This is a genomic window from Micromonospora cabrerizensis, from assembly GCF_022230955.1.
Lineage (GTDB): Bacteria > Actinomycetota > Actinomycetes > Mycobacteriales > Micromonosporaceae > Micromonospora > Micromonospora cabrerizensis.
Genome location: NZ_JAKKFI010000116.1, coordinates 40572 through 57771 on the forward strand (window position 1 = coordinate 40572; position 17200 = coordinate 57771).

The 17200-nt window shown below is 73.2% G+C and carries 17 protein-coding genes; 12 read left to right on the forward strand and 5 right to left on the reverse strand.

Features of this window, described 5'->3' with window-relative positions:
• Positions 1–2 precede the first annotated feature (2 nt).
• On the forward strand, positions 3–1412 hold the full coding sequence (gene hemG, locus LADH09A_RS29570; protein ID WP_238648952.1) for a protoporphyrinogen oxidase: 1410 nt from the start codon (positions 3–5) through the stop codon (positions 1410–1412).
• Positions 1409–2110 (forward strand): hydrogen peroxide-dependent heme synthase, encoded by a 702-nt coding sequence (gene hemQ / locus LADH09A_RS29575; protein ID WP_238648953.1) that lies wholly within the window; start codon positions 1409–1411, stop codon positions 2108–2110. The genes hemG and hemQ overlap by 4 nt, the downstream gene beginning before the upstream one ends.
• Before the next feature lie 110 nt (positions 2111–2220).
• On the opposite strand, the gene LADH09A_RS29580 is transcribed toward hemQ, so the two are convergent.
• The 4 genes from LADH09A_RS29580 to LADH09A_RS29595 all read right to left on the reverse strand — a co-directional run bounded on the left by LADH09A_RS29580 (position 2221) and on the right by LADH09A_RS29595 (position 5180).
• Positions 2221–3315 (reverse strand): lytic polysaccharide monooxygenase auxiliary activity family 9 protein, encoded by a 1095-nt coding sequence (locus LADH09A_RS29580; RefSeq protein ID WP_238648954.1) that lies wholly within the window; start codon positions 3313–3315, stop codon positions 2221–2223.
• A gap of 117 nt (positions 3316–3432) precedes the next feature.
• Positions 3433–3888, reverse strand: coding sequence for a GNAT family N-acetyltransferase (locus LADH09A_RS29585; protein ID WP_238648955.1), 456 nt, complete (start codon positions 3886–3888; stop codon positions 3433–3435).
• 19 nt (positions 3889–3907) lie between these two features.
• Positions 3908–4861 (reverse strand): DMT family transporter, encoded by a 954-nt coding sequence (locus LADH09A_RS29590; RefSeq protein WP_238648956.1) that lies wholly within the window; start codon positions 4859–4861, stop codon positions 3908–3910.
• A gap of 58 nt (positions 4862–4919) precedes the next feature.
• Positions 4920–5180 (reverse strand): metallothionein, encoded by a 261-nt coding sequence (locus LADH09A_RS29595; RefSeq protein WP_088990838.1) that lies wholly within the window; start codon positions 5178–5180, stop codon positions 4920–4922.
• Between the two features lie 155 nt (positions 5181–5335).
• Between LADH09A_RS29595 and LADH09A_RS29600 the strand changes: the two genes are divergently transcribed.
• From LADH09A_RS29600 to LADH09A_RS29610, 3 genes are all read left to right on the forward strand, one after another.
• Positions 5336–5611 carry an isoamylase early set domain-containing protein gene (locus tag LADH09A_RS29600; RefSeq protein WP_238648957.1) on the forward strand — a complete coding sequence of 92 codons (276 nt, stop codon included), beginning with the start codon at positions 5336–5338 and terminating at the stop codon, positions 5609–5611.
• Between the two features lie 107 nt (positions 5612–5718).
• Positions 5719–6453, forward strand: a complete 735-nt coding sequence (locus tag LADH09A_RS29605) for a lytic polysaccharide monooxygenase (protein WP_238648958.1) — start codon at positions 5719–5721, stop codon at positions 6451–6453.
• 64 nt (positions 6454–6517) lie between these two features.
• On the forward strand, positions 6518–7150 hold the full coding sequence (locus tag LADH09A_RS29610) for a DUF305 domain-containing protein (RefSeq protein ID WP_238648959.1): 633 nt from the start codon (positions 6518–6520) through the stop codon (positions 7148–7150).
• A gap of 26 nt (positions 7151–7176) precedes the next feature.
• On the opposite strand, the gene msrB is transcribed toward LADH09A_RS29610, so the two are convergent.
• On the reverse strand, positions 7177–7581 hold the full coding sequence (gene msrB / locus LADH09A_RS29615) for a peptide-methionine (R)-S-oxide reductase MsrB (protein ID WP_088946842.1): 405 nt from the start codon (positions 7579–7581) through the stop codon (positions 7177–7179).
• Positions 7582–7628: 47 nt separating this feature from the next.
• Here msrB and ligD point away from each other — a divergent pair, with 47 nt between their 5' ends.
• The 7 genes from ligD (at position 7629) to LADH09A_RS29650 (ending at position 17199) form a co-directional block, all read left to right on the forward strand.
• The gene (gene ligD / locus LADH09A_RS29620; RefSeq protein ID WP_238648960.1) at positions 7629–8663 is read left to right on the forward strand and encodes a non-homologous end-joining DNA ligase; all 1035 of its coding nucleotides are present in this window, start codon (positions 7629–7631) and stop codon (positions 8661–8663) included.
• A 120-nt stretch (positions 8664–8783) separates the two neighbouring features.
• The gene (locus tag LADH09A_RS29625; protein ID WP_238648961.1) at positions 8784–10034 is read left to right on the forward strand and encodes an HNH endonuclease signature motif containing protein; all 1251 of its coding nucleotides are present in this window, start codon (positions 8784–8786) and stop codon (positions 10032–10034) included.
• Between the two features lie 332 nt (positions 10035–10366).
• A complete protein-coding gene (locus LADH09A_RS29630) occupies positions 10367–10801 on the forward strand; it encodes a DUF2975 domain-containing protein (protein WP_238648962.1) in 435 nt (144 codons plus the stop codon).
• The gene (locus LADH09A_RS29635; protein ID WP_238648963.1) at positions 10801–11016 is read left to right on the forward strand and encodes a helix-turn-helix domain-containing protein; all 216 of its coding nucleotides are present in this window, start codon (positions 10801–10803) and stop codon (positions 11014–11016) included. The genes LADH09A_RS29630 and LADH09A_RS29635 overlap by 1 nt, the downstream gene beginning before the upstream one ends.
• Positions 11013–11177 carry a hypothetical protein gene (locus LADH09A_RS29640; RefSeq protein WP_238648964.1) on the forward strand — a complete coding sequence of 55 codons (165 nt, stop codon included), beginning with the start codon at positions 11013–11015 and terminating at the stop codon, positions 11175–11177. Before LADH09A_RS29635 ends, LADH09A_RS29640 begins: the two co-directional genes overlap by 4 nt.
• A 131-nt stretch (positions 11178–11308) precedes the next feature.
• Positions 11309–14494 carry an FtsX-like permease family protein gene (locus LADH09A_RS29645; RefSeq protein ID WP_238648965.1) on the forward strand — a complete coding sequence of 1062 codons (3186 nt, stop codon included), beginning with the start codon at positions 11309–11311 and terminating at the stop codon, positions 14492–14494.
• Positions 14491–17199 carry an FtsX-like permease family protein gene (locus LADH09A_RS29650; RefSeq protein ID WP_238648966.1) on the forward strand — a complete coding sequence of 903 codons (2709 nt, stop codon included), beginning with the start codon at positions 14491–14493 and terminating at the stop codon, positions 17197–17199. The genes LADH09A_RS29645 and LADH09A_RS29650 overlap by 4 nt, the downstream gene beginning before the upstream one ends.
• Position 17200: the final 1 nt, after the last annotated feature.

A 17200-nucleotide genomic window follows, 5' to 3' on the forward strand; every position in this document is an offset into this window, starting at 1 on the left:
CGATGCGGCAGCCCTGGCGGGTGGCGGTGGTCGGCGGCGGGATCGCCGGGCTGGCCGCCGCGGTCCGCCTGCGCGACCGCGCACCGGCCGGCACCGAGATCACGGTGTACGAGCAGTCCGGCGCGCTGGGCGGCAAGCTGCGCACCGGGGAACTGGCCGGCCAGCCGGTGGAGTTCGGCGCGGAGTCGTTCCTGATGCGCGACCCGACGGGCGCCGAGAGCGCGGCGGTGGTGTTGGCCCGCCGGCTCGGTCTGGCCGAGAAGATCGTGCACCCCACCGTGGGGCAGGCCGCGCTGGTCGTCGACGGGGGGCTGCGCCCCATCCCGGGCGGCACCCTGGTGGGCGTACCCGGGGATCTGGACCGGGTGACGTCGGTCGCCCGCCCGCTCGCGGGCGCCGACACCGACGGTGGTCGGCCACTGGTCGGGCCGGACGCGGACGTCTCGGTGGGTGCGCTGGTCCGGTCCCGCTTCGGTGACGAGGTGGTCGAGCGGCTGGTCGACCCGATGCTGGGCGGCGTGTACGCGGGCCGCGCCGACGATCTCTCCCTGGTCACGACGATGCCGGCGCTGGCCCGCACGGCCCGGGTGGAGCACACCCTGACCGGTGCGGTCCGGGCCGCGCAGGCCGCCGCGCCGCGCGCGCCCGGCGCCCCGGTGTTCGGCACCCTGGTCGGTGGGCTCAGCACCCTGGTCGAGGCCGCCGTGACGGCCAGCGGCGCGACGGTACGGCGGGACGCCGCCGTCCGGGAGTTGACCCCGACCGGCACGGGTTGGCGGCTCACGGTCGGCCCGACGCGTGACCCGGAGATGGTCGACGTGGACGCCGTGGTGCTGGCGGTGCCGGCGCGGCCGGCCGCCCGGCTCCTCGCGGGTCCGGCCCCGGTGGCCGCGGCGGGTGTCGGCGAGTTGGACTACGCGAGCGTCGCGCTGGTCACCCTGGCGGTGCCGCAGCCGCGCCTGCCCGAGCTGTCCGGCTTTCTCGTGCCGAGCACCGAGGGGCTGCTGATCAAGGCCGCCACCTTCTTCACCACCAAGTGGGGGCACCTGCGCCGGCCGGACGGGTTGGCGTTGGTGCGCGCCTCGGTGGGCCGGTACGGCGAGGAGGCGCACCTCCAGCGCCCCGACGCGGACCTGGCGGCCACCGTGCACCGAGAGCTCTCGGTGGTGCTCGGCACCCCGCTGCCGGCCCCGGTCGACGGGCACGTGCAGCGGTGGGGCGGGGCGCTGCCCCAGTACGCCCCCGGGCACGCCGACCGGGTCGCCGCCGCGCGCACGGCGTTGCGGGCCGCGCACCCCACCCTGGTCCTCGCCGGCGCCGGATACGACGGCGTCGGCATCCCGGTCTGCGTCCGCTCCGGCGAGACGGCGGCCGAGGAGATCGTCACAGCACTGGGAGGATCGGCGAGATGACCGAGCAGACCAACGCGGCCCGCCTGCGGGAGCTGAACGACAGCATCCGCTACACCATGTGGTCGGTGTTCCGGGCCAGCGCGCCGCTGCCCTCACTGCGGGACAACGTCACCGGCGAGGTCGTGGCCCTCTTCGACGAGCTGGCCGGCAAGGACGTGGTGGTCCGGGGCGTGTACGACGTCGCCGGTCTGCGCGCCGACGCGGACGTCATGATCTGGTGGCACTCCGCGTCCCCCGACGCGCTCCAGGACGCGTACCTGCGGTTCCGCCGCACCACGCTGGGGCGGGCGCTGACCCCGGTCTGGTCGCAGATGGCGTTGCACCGGCCGGCGGAGTTCAACAAGAGCCACATCCCGGCGTTCCTGGCCGGCGAGGAGGCCCGCCCCTACATCTGCGTGTACCCGTTCGTCCGCTCCTACGAGTGGTACCTGCTGCCGGACGCCGAGCGGCGCGAGATGCTCGCCGAGCACGGGAAGATGGCCCGCGGCTACCCGGACGTCCGGGCCAACACGGTGGCCTCGTTCGCGCTCGGCGACTACGAGTGGATGCTCGCCTTCGAGGCCGACGAGCTGCACCGGATCGTGGACCTGATGCGGGACCTGCGCGCGTCGGGCGCCCGCCGGCACGTCCGGGAAGAGGTCCCCTTCTACACCGGCCGCCGCCGCTCGGTCGCCGAGATCGTCAACTGCCTGGTCTGAGCCGGGACGCTGCCCGGTCTGAGCCCGGCCGCTGTCTGGTCTGAGCCGGGCGCGATTCGGTCCCGCCGGCCGGTGCCGCACCCCCGCCCGGGTGCGGCACCGGACGGGGGTCAACTGGTCGTCGTGCAGGAGACCAGCGGAACCGGGTTGCTGCCGTTCCACGAGCCGAGGAAACCGAACGTGGTGCTCGCTCCGGCGGCGAGGGTGCCGTTGTGGTTGGCGTTGCGTGCGGTGACCAGGCCGCCGCTGGTGCCGACCGTCGCGTTCCACGACGAGGTCACCTGCTGGCCGTTGTTGTAGTTCCAGCTCACCGACCAGCCCCGGGTGGGCGAGCCGCCGGCGGTCACCTTCACCTCAGCCTGGAAGCCGCCGGCCCACTGGCCGGTGACCTGGTACGTCGCCGAGCATGCCCCCGCCGGCGGCGGGGTGGTCGGCGGCGGCGTCGTCGGCGGGGGAGTCGTGGGCGGGGGAGTGGTGGGCGGAGGGTCCGTCGGGGTGCCCGTTCCACCGCCGAACTCCACGTCGCTGCACAGGTAGTACGACTGGTCCAGGTGGCTGGCCTGCCAGACGGTGTAGACGATGTGCCGTCCGGTGCGTCCCGACGCGTTGACCGGGACCTGGATGGAGACGCCACCGGTGTCCGGGTTCCACTGCGAGGCCGGGGTGTTGCCGATCTGGCCGGCCAGCTCCAGGTCGTCCCAGCCGAGCGGCTCGGTGAGCGCGTTGAAGCCCTGCCTGGTCACGTACACCCGGATGTAGTCGGCGCCGTGGCTGGCCTGGTCGAAGAAGCGGAGCCGGAAGTTGTTCGACACCGAGGTGGTCTTCCAGGCGCCGATGGTGTCCAGCGAGTTGTAGCGAGGGCTCTGGGTGCGACCGCCGCTGCACAGTTGGCCGTTGGGGACGGCGCTCTGGTGGTTGCCGCCCACGCCCTCACGGAACAGGCCGTTCCAGTTCCACATGGCGGACGGGTCGGCCTGCCAGGCCTGCCAGCACATCGGGTCTTCGGTGGCCATCCGAGGGTTCTGGAAGTCGCCACCCCAGCGCTGCCAGCAGCTGTAGTTGCGCGAGGCCGGGTCGACGACCGAGCCGTGCGCGGAGGCGGGCCTGGCCTGGATCGTGGTCAGCGCGGTGGTCAACAGGAGCGCGGCGGCCGTCGCGATGGCGAACAACCAGAACACGCGTCGTGATCGGATGAAAGTGGACATGGAGCCCCCGGGGGGAAGAGTCGGACGACGACACCCGGACCGATGGGAGTTGCCCACTCCCGCGCCTACTCGCTGGCTCCTGCGATGGCTCTACCCGGCACCATGCCAGCTCGATCGTCAGACGTCAATGGCATCGCGCCGCATCGGCGTGTGCGGGATGCCGTCCTCGACGTACTCCGGGCCGCTGACCGCGAAGCCGTGCCGGGTGTAGAACGCGACCAGGTGCGACTGGGCGTCCAGCACGCAGGGCCGGTGGCCCACCACCTCCAGCGCCGCGGCCATCAGCCGGCCCGCGTGCCCGCCGCCGCGCGCCGCCGGTGCCACCACCACCCGACCGATCCGGGCGGTGCCGTCCGGGTCGGCCAGGATCCGCAGGTACGCCAGCGGCGCGCCGCCGTCGGTCAGCCAGATGTGCCGGGTGCCCGGCTCGACGTCGCGCCCGTCGAGTTCCGGGTACGGGCAGTTCTGCTCGACCACGAACACGTCGATGCGCAGCTTGAGCAGGTCGTGGAAGGTGCGGGCGTTCAGGTCGGCGAAGGAGGCCGTCCGGATCTCGGTGGTCTGCGAGGGCATCCGACGATGGTAGGCCTCCTCACGGGGTGCCAGATCGAGATGCCCGGTGCGGTGCCAGGTAGGTGGCTGCCACGGCGGTGAGCAGCAGGGCACCGCCGCCGATGACGGGCGGTGGGAGCGGCTCGTGCAGCAGCGCCACCGCCAGCGCCGCGGCGGTGAGCGGTTCGAGCAGGGTCAGGACGGCGGCGACGCTGCCCGGCGTGGTGCGCAGCCCGGCGTAGAACAGCGCGTACGCCACCGCCGTGGTGATCACGCCGAGGTGCAGCAGCAGGGCCACGGTGTCGGGGCGTACCGGCACGGTGACCCCGGCGACCACGGCGAACGGCGCCAGGGTCAGCGCTCCGACCACGGTGGAGACGGTGGTCAGCGTCATCGGTGCGACGCGCTGCGACACCTGTCGGCTGATCAGGGTGGTGACCGCGTACCCGAGGCCGGAGCCGGCCGCCGCGAGGAGGCCGAGCAGTGGCGCGGGCGCCGCGGCGGTGGGGTCCGCCGTCGCCCCGGTGATCAGGGCGAGACCGACCACGGCCGCGACCAGCGTGGCGAGGCGCAGCGGGCCGGGGATCCGTCGGGCACGCGCCGACTCCCAGGCGGCGGCGAGCACCGGGGCCAGGCCCAGGCTGACGACGGTGGCCACGCTGACGCCGGCCCAGGCCACGGCCGCGAAGTAGAGCGCCTGGTAGAGGCCGAGGCCGACGCCGGTGAGCAGCAGCGGTACGGGTGCCGCGCGCAGGGTGGCCAGGATCGTGCCGAGCCGACCGGCGGTGCACGCCAGCAGCACGAGCGCGGCGATCGCGAGGCGGTGGAAGCCGATGCTGACCGGGCTGAGCCCGGTGCTGTCGTGCAGGAGTTGCACCGCCACGCCGGTGGTGCCCCAGAGCACGCCGGTGATGGTGATCTGGATCAGGCCGGTGCGGGTCTGCTCGACCGCCGGCGCCGGGGCGGCCGGTTGCGCGGTACGGGAGGTGGACACGGCGCGACGACCGTACCGCAGGATCGCGGCCGGGCCGGGTTCGGTCCGGCTGGCGCGGTCAGGCCGGGCGTGCGCCGACGGCGTCGCGGATCTCCGCGCCCACCTCGCCCTCGACGGCGCGGGCGCAGTGGCCGCAGCAGAAGAAGCGGCCGTTGACCTCGACACCGTGGCCGACGATTTTGATCTGGCAGTGCTCGCAGATCGGTGCCATCCGGTGGATCGCGCACTCGAACGAGTCGAAGGTGTGCACGTCACCGCTGACGGTGCGCACCTCGAACGCCATCCAGTAGTCGTTGCCGCAGACCTCGCACGTTGCCACGGAAAACCTCCCATATCACGACATGTGTCTACAGACTGCTCTCGTCCGGCGGCTCGGGTGGCGAAATGTCGATGTCCGGCGGTTCTGGCGGCGTGTCGGCGTCGGCGTGTTGTCCGTTATGGGGGGTGAACCGCCGCAACCCCCGGAGGATCGCAGTGATCAAGCGCAACAAGCTCTTCGGCAACCAGACCCGGGTCACCTTCTGCCTCCCCCGGGACGCCCCGCCCGGCCCGGTGAGCGTCGTCGGCTGCTTCAACGGTTGGCAGCCGGGCCGGCACGAGCTGGTGACCCGCCGCGACGGCACCCGGACGGTGACCGTGAAGCTTCCGCCCGGGGAGTACCGGTTCCGCTACCTGGCCACCGGCGGCGTCTGGCTGGACGACGAGTCGGCCGACCAGGTCGACGACCGGGGCAGCCTGCTCCGGCTCTGATGCAAAACTGCCGCCATCGATGGATTTATCGATGGGAGTCTTTACTGTTAACAATGTTTAAATTACCTTGAGGGGCACCCACCGTACCTGGAGAAGGAGCTGCCCCGATGCGTCGAAGAATGACCATTCCGCTGGTGGCGGCGGGTGCTGTCGCCGCCACCCTCACCGTCGCCGCCCCCGCGCAGGCGCACGGCTACGTCTCCGCCCCGCCCAGCCGGCAGGCGCTCTGCGCGCAGGGCCGGGTGCCCGACTGCGGGCAGATCAAGTACGAGCCGCAGAGCGTCGAGGGGCCCAAGGGCCTGCGCAGCTGCAACGCCGGAATCTCCCAGTTCGCCGTCCTCAACGACGACAGCCGGGGCTGGCCGGCCACCTCGGTGGGCAGCTCGCTGACCTTCACCTGGGTGAACACCGCCCGGCACTCCACCAGCAACTGGGAGTACTGGATCGGCAACACCCGCGTCGGCGTGGTCAACGGCAACAACCAGCAGCCGGGCGCCACCGTCTCGCACAACGTCAACCTCGGCGGCTTCTCCGGCCGGCAGAAGATCCTCGCGGTGTGGAACATCTCCGACACGGCGAACGCCTTCTACTCCTGCATCGACGTGCAGATCGGCGGCGGCGGGTCGAACCCGACCCCCACCACCTCACCCACCCCACGGCCCACCCCGACCGCCACGCCGACCACTCCGCCCGCGCCGGGCGGCAGTTGGACGACGGGCCGGGCGTACCAGGTCGGCGACCAGGTCACCTACGGCGGAGCGACGTACCGCTGCCGGCAGGCGCACACCGCGATCCCCGGCTGGGAGCCGCCGAACGTACCGGCGCTCTGGCAACAGGTCTGACCGCACGGGTGCGGCCGGTGGCCGCACCCGTGTTCGCCGCCCTCGCGTGAACGGAGCACCCGGCATGCCTCGCCGTACCCGTCTGGCGTCCCTGGTCGCCGCTCTGCTGCTCACCGGCGGCTGCGCCGGGTCGCCCACGTCGAACCCGTCGGCCAGGCCACAACCGGCGCCCGCGTCCCCGGCCGGCTCGGCGGCTGCCGGGTCCGTGGGTGCCGGAGCCGCGGGCGCCGCCCCGGCCGGGTCCGCGATCGACGCCGCCACGATGAGCGGGATCGACGTGGTGTTCCTCAGCACGATGGTCGGGCACAGCGAACGCACCCTGCAGATCGTCCGGTTGGCCTCCGGCCGGCTGCGCGACGACGCGCTGCGCACCCTGGCCGCCGCCATCGAGGCGACCGAGGCCGACGAGCTGGCCGCGATGCGCGGCTGGTTGCCCACGACCGGGCCCGGGGCCAGCGCGGCCGCCCACCACCACGAAGGCCACGGCGACGACGCCGCGCTCGACCGGCTGCGGACCGCGCCGGACGCGGACGTCGACCGGGTGCTGCGCGAGGTGCTCGCCGACCACCAGCGGTCGGCAGCCGACCTGGCCCGAGCCCAGGTCGACGTCGGCCGCAACGATCAGGTCCGCGACCTGGCCCGGCGCATCGAGCAGTCCCGGACCGCCGAGGTCGAGCTGCTCAGGGGTACGCCCTGAGCGCGGTCACGTCCTGGGCGTCTGCGTCAGCGGGGTTCCAGCTTGATGGAGACCGAGTTGACGCAGTGCCGGGTGTCCTTCGGGGTGAAGCCCTCGCCGTGGAAGACGTGCCCGAGGTGACTGTCGCAGCGGGCGCAGCGGATCTCCGTACGCGCCATGCCGAGGGTGCGGTCCTCGATTTCCTTCACCCGGCCCGGGATGGCGTCGTCGAAGCTCGGCCAGCCGCAGTGCGAGTCGAACTTCGTGTCGCTGGAGAAGAGCTCCAGCCCGCAGGCGCGGCAGTGGTAGACCCCCTGGGTCTTGGTGTCCACGTACTCGCCGGTCCATGGTCGCTCGGTGCCGGCCTCCCGGAGGACGTGGAACTCCTCGGGGGTCAGTCGGACCCGCCACTCGTCGTCGGTGCGGGGCAGCTCGTTGTCGTCAAGACTCACCCGTCAACCGTACGTCGAACGTCGGGGTCGTGGCATAAGGTCGCGGGATGGCTGGCACCAAGGCGGCGGTCACCGAGGTCGAGGTGGCCGGGCACAGCGTACGGCTGAGCAGTCCGGACCGGGTGATCTTCCCTGAGCGGGGGTTCACCAAGGCGGACGTCTTCCACTACTACCTCGCCGTCGGCGACGGGATCATGCGCGCCCTGCGGGACCGGCCCACCACGCTGCAACGCTTCCCCGAGGGCGTCGAGGGTGAGGCGTTCTTCCAGAAGCGGGTGCCCACCCGAGGCGTGCCCCCCTGGGTGACGACCGCGCAGATCACCTTCCCCAGCGGCCGGAGCGCGTCGGAGCTGTGCCCGGTCGACCTGGCACACGTGGCCTGGGCGGCGCAGATGGGCACCATCGTGTTCCACCCCTGGCCCGTGCGTGCCGCCGACGCCGACCGACCCGACGAGCTGCGCATCGACCTGGACCCACAGCCCGGCACCGACTTCGCCGACGCGGCCCGGGCCGCCGGGGAGGTCCGCGCGCTCCTCGACGAGCTGGGTGTGGCCGGCTGGCCGAAGACCTCCGGCGGCCGAGGCGTGCACGTCTATCTGCGCATCCAACCCCGTTGGACGTTCACCGAGGTGCGCCGGGCCACCATCGCGCTCGCCCGGGAGGTGGAACGCCGCCACCCCGACCTGGTCACCACCGCCTGGTGGAAGGAGGAACGCGGCAGCCGCGTCTTCGTCGACTTCAACCAGATGGCCCGCGACCGGACGATCGCCTGCGCGTACTCGCTGCGGGCCAACGCGCGGGCCACCGTCTCGACCCCCGTCACCTGGGACGAGCTGCCCGACGTCGACCCGGACGACTTCGACCTGCGCACCGTCCCGGCCCGGCTCGCCGAGCGCGGCGACCCGCACGCCGGCATCGACGACGCACCGTGGGACATCACCCCGCTGTTGGAGTGGGCCGACCGCGACGCCGCTGCCGGTCAGGGCGACTTGCCGTACCCGCCGGACCACCCGAAGATGCCCGGTGAACCCAAGCGGGTGCAGCCCAGCCGCGCCAAGCGCACCCCCGACGACGAGGCCTGACCGGCGGATCCGGGCGCATAGCCCGGAGTTGGCCGACGGCTGAGAGAAGGCCTCCGGGCGGTTTGGCCCGAGGCTTCTCGCGCGGCCGAGATTGTCGTACACCTGTTCTAGAGTTTGGGTGTGATCGATGAGTTGGCGCGGGCGGAGAGTGCGGTGGCGACCTGCGCCGACGCGGCCGCCTGGCCTCTCTCCGAGCCTGAGCTGATCGCGGCCCTCGACGCCGCGCACCGCTTGGAGCAACGTCTCGGCGCCGTCAAGCTGGCGTTGGTGCGTGAGGTGGACGGTCGGGGCACCGCGGTCGCGCAGGGCGCCTCCAGCACCGCGGTCTGGTTGCGCGAGCGACTGCGGTTGACCGTTCCCGCGGCCCGCCGGTTGGTCGATCTCGCGGCCTGCGTCGACGCGGCCCCGACAAGCGTGCGGGATGCTCTGGCGGCCGGGGCGGTCAACGTGGAGCAGGTCCGGGTCATCGCCGACACCGTCGCCACCGTGCAGACGGTTGCGGGGCCGGAGGGCGCCGACAAGGCCGTCGGTGTGCTGGTCGAGTGGGCCGGGCAGTTCGACCCCACCCTGCTGCGCAAACTCGGCACCCGCATCCTCGACCACGTCGCGCCTGACCTCGCCGACGCCGCCGCCCGCGCCGCGCTCGACGCCGAAGCCGCCCGGGCGACCCGCGACCGGCACCTCACCCTCTCCGAGCAGACCGATGGTCGCCTGCGGCTCACCGGCACCCTCGACACGGAAACCGCCGCGCTGCTGCGCGCTGCCATCGACCCCCTCAGCGCACCCGCCGGGCCCGACGACACCCGCTGCGCCGGGCAGCGCCGCCACGACGCCCTCGCCGACGTGTGCCGCCTCGCTCTGCGCACCGGTGAGCTGCCCGAGAGTGGCGGTGATGCCGCTCAGGTCGTCGTCACCACCAGCTACGAGGGGCTGACCCGGCAGTTTTCCGCCGGCGTTCTCGACCTCGGTCTGCGGCTCACGCCCGGCACGGTGCGCCGGCTCGCCTGCGACGCCGCGATCCTGCCCGCCGTGCTCGGCGGCGCCGGTCAGGTCCTCGACGTCGGCCGACAACGCCGCCTCGTCACCGGCCCGCTGCGCCGCGCCCTCGTGCTCCGCGACGGCGGCTGCGCCTTCCCCGGCTGCGACCGACCACCCCGCTGGTGCGACGCCCACCACATCCGACACTGGGCCGACGGCGGCCCGACCAGCCTGGACAACGCCGTCCTGCTCTGCGGGCACCACCACCGACATCTGCACCAGACCGACTGGGTCGTCCGGCTCGGCGACGACGGCCAGCCAGAGTTCGTGCCCCCGGCCTGGCTCGACCCCGACCGGCTCCCGCGTCGCAACCACTACCACCGACGAACGTAGGCGTCTGGCCGAGCCGACAACTGAGATGCGGTACACCTCCGCCGCTCAACGTGCGACCGATCCTGCACGCCATGCCCGACAACACGCCATGCCCGACAACACGGTCGCCGAGACGGTGCCCGTGCGTACCGGTCAATGGGTCAATGGTCATTCGGTTGATCAGCTCGTGTGGTGAAGGCTCAGCTCCAGCGTGAGGTCGCCCGCGAACGAGCCGACCAGCATCCACGGTTGTCGACTGTGAAGCTGTACCGATTGACTTTCGATAGGTAACGAGCGAAACTCGATGCATGGTTACGGAGCATCGAGCGGTAGCCGCTCTCAGAGTCTTTCTCGTGGTGCTGTTCGGGGTCCTGGTCGTGTTCCAGACCCTCTCGCTGCCCGGGCAGTTCGCGTACATGGCCCAGGAGTCGCCGGAGGACGCCTACCTGCGCTGGCCGGCGACCGCCGTGACGGTGTTCTGGGTGCTCTGCGTCCAGGTCGTCATCGTCGCGACGTGGAAGTTGCTCAGCCTGGTCAAGAACGACCGCATCTTCACCGAGGCGTCCCTGAAGTGGGTCGACCTGATCGTGTGGGCCATCGGCGCGGGATGGGTGGTGCTCGTGGGCGTCTTCCTCTACGTCGGCTTCAACGCGGACGACCCAGGAGTGCCACTCCTGCTGTTCCTGCTGACGGTGGGCGTGAGCGTGCTCGGGCTCCTCATGGTGGTGATGCGTGCCCTGCTGCGGCAGGCGACCACGCTGCGGACCGACATGGAAGCGGTGATCTGATGCCCATCGTCGTCCGCATCGACGTCGAGTTGGCCAAGCGCAAGATGAGCGTCGGCGAGTTCGCCGAACGCGTCGGGCTCACGCCGGCCAATGTGGCGGTGCTGAAGAACGGCCGCGCCAAGGCCGTCCGCTTCAGCACCCTGGAAGCGATGTGCCGGGTGCTCGAATGCCAGCCCGGAGACCTGCTCGAGTGGGTTGAGGAGGAAACTTCGTGAAGTACGTCCTGACCGTCGTCGCCATCCTCGGCATCGCGCTCGGTGTCGCCGGCATCGTGCACGGGGAGGCCGACGACTCGCCGGGCCTCCAACTCCTCGGCGTCGTCCTCGTGCTCGGCGCGGTGGCGTTCGGCATCCGCAACGTACGGGGCGGCAGCTGACCGTCCAGGCGCACGGGCCGGCCTGAGCTGACCCTTTCCGTAATAACGATCATGTAACGGGCGCGAACCTTTCCCGGTGGGTGGCCTGTCTTGATGGTCGTCGGCCCATCAGGGCCAGGGGAGGGCGTCGGATGAAGCTGGTGTGGAGGCGGGCCCGCGAGGCGCGGGGGCTGCTGGTTGCTGCGGTGATCGCCGCCCTCGTCGCCGTCGCGTTGGTTACCGGGCTGTCCGACTACAACCGCCGGGCGGTGGACGCCGGGCAGCGGGCCCTGGTCGCCGCCTCGCCGGCCGAAGAGCGCGGCCTGTTGGTCAGTGGCTCGGGTGGGCGTGACGCGGCCGAGTTCGCCACCCGGGACAGGGCGGTCCGAGCCGAGTTCGCCAACGGGCTCGCCGGTGCCCCGGTCAGCGTCGCCGCCGCCCGCTACGGCACCGGCCGGGAGCTGACCGGCGACCTCGGGCAGGTCTCCCGTCCGGACGGCGAACCGGTCTTCGCGAACCTGGCCACGCTCGACGACCTCGCCGCCCACGCGGAGTTGACCAGCGGAGCCTGGCCCAGCCCCGGGGCGAGCCCCGTCCAGGTGAGCCTGCCGGAGCGGGTCGCCGGCACGCTCGGCCTCAGTGTCGGCGACCGCATCCCGGTGCGTGACCGGGCCACCGAACGACGCGGTGAGCTGGTCCTCGCCGGCACCTGGCGGCCCCGCGACCCGACCGACGCGTACTGGCTTCTGGCCCCCGGAGTGGGGGCGGGCAGCGCCGGTTCCGGCACCTCGTACGGGCCGTTCACGCTCGACCCGGCCGACTTCGTCGCCACCTCGCCGGGCTCGGTGTCGGCGTCCTGGCTGGCCGAGCCGGACCTCGCGGGCGTCGACACCGCGGATCTGCCCGCCGTGCGCAAAGCCCTCACCGAGGCGACCTCGGCCGTGCCCGAGGCCGCTCAGCTCGGCAGCTCCGGGCAGACGGCGACCAAGATGGAGACGCTGCTGGACCGGATCGCCCGCGCCGACCTGGTGGGTCGTTCCTCGCTGGCCACCCCGCTGCTGCTGATCCTGGTGCTCGGTGGGTACGCGCTGGTGCTGGTCGCCGCACTCCTGCACGAGGACCGCCGTTCGCAGACCGCGCTGCTGAGAGCCCGCGGCGCCGCCCGTCGGCAACTGGCCGGCCTGGCCGCTCGCGAGGCGACCCTGGTGGTCGCCCCGGCCGCCGTGCTCGGTCCGCTGATCGCCGGCGAGGCGCTGCGGTTCGTCCGACCCGGCGGTTCGGCCGACCTCTCCACCGCCGGCGGCAACACCACCCTGGTCTGGGCGGCGGCGGCGGCCACCGCGGCCGGTTGCCTCGTCGCCATGGTCCTCCCGACGCTGCGCAGCGCCGGCACGTACGTGGCCGACATGGCCGCCCGCTCCCGACCGAACCGGGCGGCGAGCGTCCAACGTGCCAGCGTCGACCTGGTCCTCGTGGCGCTCGCCGTGCTCGCCTGGGTGCAGCTACGCCGGTACGCCTCCCCGCTGGCCGGGTCCGGCGGTCGACTCGGGCTCGACCCACTGCTGGTCGCCGCCCCGACGCTCGGGGTGCTGGCCGGTGCCGTGCTGGCGCTGCGTGTGCTCCCGCCGCTCACCCGGTTCGCCGAGCGGTTCGTCGACCGACGGCCCTGGACGGCAACCATGTTCGGCATGTGGCAGGCCGGTCGGCGTCCGCACGCCGGCCCGGTGCTGCTGCTGGCCCTCGCCGTCGGTGGCAGCACCCTGGCCTGGTCCCTGATCAGCACCGGGGAGCGGTCCCAGGTCGAGCAGGCCGGTCACACGGTCGGCGCCGACCTGCGGGTCACCGAACGGACCGGGACCGCCCCGCCCACCCGGGCTGGTCAGCTCGCCGCGCTGCCGAGCGTCAGTCGGGTGCTGCCGGCGTGGCGGGACGAGATCCGGGTCGGCCGGGAGGACCTGCAGGCGACCGTGATCGGTCTCGACGCGGCCAGCGCCGCCGGCGTCGTCCGTCTCGCCGACCGCCTGAGCGACGGACCCGCGTCGGCGCAGTACGAGCGGATGGTCAGGGTACGGGGAGCCTTCGCAGGCGTCGAGTTGCCCGCCGACGCCCGCGCGATCACCGGAACGGTCCGTACCCCGGTGAGCAACGCGAGCCGGCCCGTTCAGGTCGCGGTGACGCTGTTGGTCACCAGCTCCGACGGGCTCGCCCTGCGGCTGCCGGCCGCCAACTCCGCCAGCGACGGTCGAGCCACCCGGTTCACCGTCGAGCTGCCCGACGTGCGCGGGGCGCGGCTGCGGCTGACCGGGTTCGAAGCCGACGGTGGGCTGGCTGCCGGCAACGCCTACCGACTCCAGCTGGACGGGTTGACGGTGGTCAACGCCGACGGCACCACCGGGCCCGCCGGGCTCAGCGGTGACTGGACGATGACGGCCCCCGGCGAGAAGCCCACGCCGGTGCAGACCACACCCACCGGGTTCGCCGCGGTCCACCCGGTGGACGTGATCCCCGGCGGGCAGTTCCTGTACCAGCCACCCACCCGGTTCACGATCGTGCCGGGCGGGGAGAGCAAGCCCGTGGCGGTGCTCATGACCCCCGGGGTCCGCGACGCACTGAGCCTGCGCGTCGGCGACACCGTCGCCCTGACGCTCTCCGGGGCGACGCTGCCGGTGCAGCTGGTCGGCGAGCTGAATGCCGTGCCGAGCACCACCGGGGAAGGCGTGCTGCTGGACCTGCCCGCGGCGGTCGACACGCTGGTCCGGGGCAGTGGCGCGGTGCGGCCCGTACCGGAGTGGTGGATCGGCGCCGACGACGCGACGGCCGCCTCCCGGGCGGCCGGCGAGCTGCCGGGCGTCACCGTGCTCAACCGGGAAGCGGTGTACGAGTCGGCCGCCGGGGACCCGTACTGGCAGGGTTCGCGTACCGGGATGCTCGCCGCCGCGCTCGGCGCGGTGCTGCTCGCCCTCGTCGGCCTGATGGTGGACGTGTGGGCCACCGCGCGACACCGTCTCGGCGAGTTCGCGGTGCTGCACACCCTCGGCGCCACGCCTCGACTGCTGGCCCGGGCGCTGTTGGCCGAACAGACGTTCCTCGCCGGCATCGGCGTGGGGGTGGGGTTGTTACTCGGTGCCGGCGTCGGCGCCACCATGGCCCCACTGGTCATCCTCACCCCGGCCGCCGGCCGGCCGATCCCCCCGGCGACGTTCGCGCTGCCGTGGGTGCCGATCGGCCTCACCGCGGTCGGCCTGCTGCTGGCGGCGCTCGCCTTCAGCGCGTTCATCGCCATCGGCATCCGTCAGCGGGTGGCGGCGGTGCAGCTGCGAATCGGGGGAGAACGATGAGCGTCGGCGCTGCCGTCCGGCGGGTCCGGGCGTACGGCGGGCAGTTTCTGCTCCTGGCGGTGCTGACCCTGGTGGTCACGCTGCTCATCAGTGGGGTGCCCCGGTTGGTCAACCGGCTCGCCGCACAGGGCCTGCGGGCGCAGCTGAGCAGTGAGGCACCCGCCCGCCGGGACATCTCCTATGCCACCCCCGTGGATGCCGCCAGCTCCAAGAACACGGCGATGGGCGGTGCCGCCCAGCGGTTCGACAGCCTGGCCGCGGACATGCCGCCGCAGGTGCGGTCAGCGGTGGCCGAACGGTGGTACGCCGTGGAAACAGCGCCGGCCCGCGTGGTCGGACCGGATCTCGCGGCCCGCAACCTGCTGGTCGACCTGGGCCTGCGGTCCACGCCCGACATCCAGCGCGAGAGCACCCTCGTCGAGGGGGCGTGGCCGAGCGAGACGTACGTCCCCGAGCGACCGATCGAGGTGGCGCTCGACGTCGAGGTGGCCGGCAAGCTCAACCTGCGTACCGGCAGCGCCCTGCGGATCGGCAACGCCGACGACAAGGGCAGGCTGTCCGATGCCGCCCCGATGGTGGTGTCCGGGCTGTTCCGCCCCGCCGACCGCGAGAACGGCATCTGGGACGGTCTGCCGCCGCTGTTGCGGATCACCGAACCGCTCGGGGACGGCCAGCCGCTCACCGTCGTCGGCGTGGTCGCCCAGTCGGCCCTCAACAAGCGGGCCGCGGCGGGCTGGCCGATCCAGTCCACCTGGCGATACCGCCTGGGCGCCAACCGGATCGACGCCCGCGAGCTGGACCAGATGATCGACGGTCTGCAGACGATGCAGCGCACCCGGCCGCAGGACCTCACGTTGACCCAGGGCGTCGACGTCCCGTTGCGCGCGTTCGCCGCCCAGGTCGATGCCGCCCGGACCCTGCTGGCGGTGATCGCCGCCGGGGTGCTGGCCACTCTGGCCGGGCTCATCGTGCTCGCGGCCAGCCTCGCCACCCGACGGCGCCGCTCGGAGTTCGCGCTGCTGCGCGCCCGTGGTGGCGCGGCCACCGCCGGTGCCCGGCGCAGCCTCGCCGAATCGCTGCTGGTGGTGCCGGTCGCCGCCGCGCTGGGCTGGTGGCTGGGCACGCTGTTGCCCGGCGCGCCGGACCCGACCACGCCGTACGCCATCGCGGCGACGGTGCTGGTCACGCTGGCACTGCCGTTGGCGACGCTGGCCGTACCGGTCGGTGGGGCGGCCCGCAGTGACCTGATCCGGGTGCGCCCCTCGGCTCGTCGGCTCACCGTCGAGGTCTCCCTGCTGCTGCTGGCCGGGCTCGCCGCGGTGCTGCTGCGCCGACGTGGCCTCACCCTCGGCGAGGTGGACCCACTGCTCGTGTCGGTGCCGGTGCTGCTCGCGGTGGCGGCGGCGGTGCTCGCGCTGCGGGCGTACCCCTGGCCGTTGCTGCTGGTCAGCCGGCTTGCCGCGCGGACCCGGGGCAGCGTGGCCTTCCTCGGCACGGCGCGGGCCGGCCGGTCCGCCGTCGCCACCCCGCTGGTCGTCGTGGTGCTGGCGATCGGCACCGCGGCGTTCTGCGCGGTCGTCGCCGCCGGAGTCGACGCGAGCCGGGAACGGGCCGCCGCGCAGATCGTGCCCGCCGACGCGGTGATCCGCGGGGAGCGGTTCGCGCCCGACACCGTCGACGAGCTGGGCCGTCTGCCGGGGGTGCAGGCCGTCACCCGGGTGCTGTTCCAGTCCGACGAGCGGCTGGCGGCCGACGAGATCGGCACCGACGCGCGGGTCGCGCAGACCGACGTGCTCCTGGTCGACGGCTCGGGGCTGGACGCGGTGGCCCGCGAATCCGAGGTCGACCTGCCGGTGCCGCCCACCCTGCTCACCGCCCGGCCCGGCCCGGGCCCGCTGCCGGCGATCGTCTCCCCGGCGGTCGCCGCCGACCTGGCCAAGGCCGGCCTGGACGACTCGGCCTTCATCTCCGTGCAGGGCCAGCGCTACGAGTTCCGGGTGGCCGGCACCGAGGAGGGCTTCCCGCTGTTGTCGGCGGACGCCAGCCGGTTCGTGATCCTGCCCTGGCAGGCGTTGCCGGAGCGCACCACCACACCCGTGCCGACCAGCCTGCTCATCGCCGGGGACCCGCTGGACGCCGAGGCGCTGCGCGTCGCCGGTGACCAGGGGCAGGAACGCTACCAACGCGACGGGACAGTCACCGGTCGGGAACGCCCGATCGGGGTCACCGTCGACACCCGCGCGGACGTCCGCCGGGATCTCGGCAACGGCGGGGCGAACGGGGTGCTGGCCTTCGGGTTCGTGGCCGGCGCCGTCGGCGGCACCGTGCTCGGACTGCTGGCCATCGCGTTCACCGTGCTGGCCGGTGCCCGCGCCCGGGGCCAGGTGCTGTCCCGGCTGCGTACCCTCGGCCTGTCCCGCCGGCAGTGGCGGGGGCTGCTGCTGGTCGAGTTGACGCCGCTGGTCGCGGTGTCGGTGCTGACCGGTGCGCTGGTCGGTGCGGTGCTGCCCCTGCTGCTCAACCCGGTGCTCGGCCTGTCCGCGTTCACCAGTGGTGTGCCGGTCCAGGTGGCCTTCGAGCCCAGCCTGGTCGCCGCGGTGCTCGCGCTCGGGGCGATCGCCCTCGGCTTCGCGGTCGCCGTCGAGGCCCTGAACAACCGCCGGTTGCGCCTCGGTGAGGTGCTTCGGCTCGGAGAGGAGAGCTGAG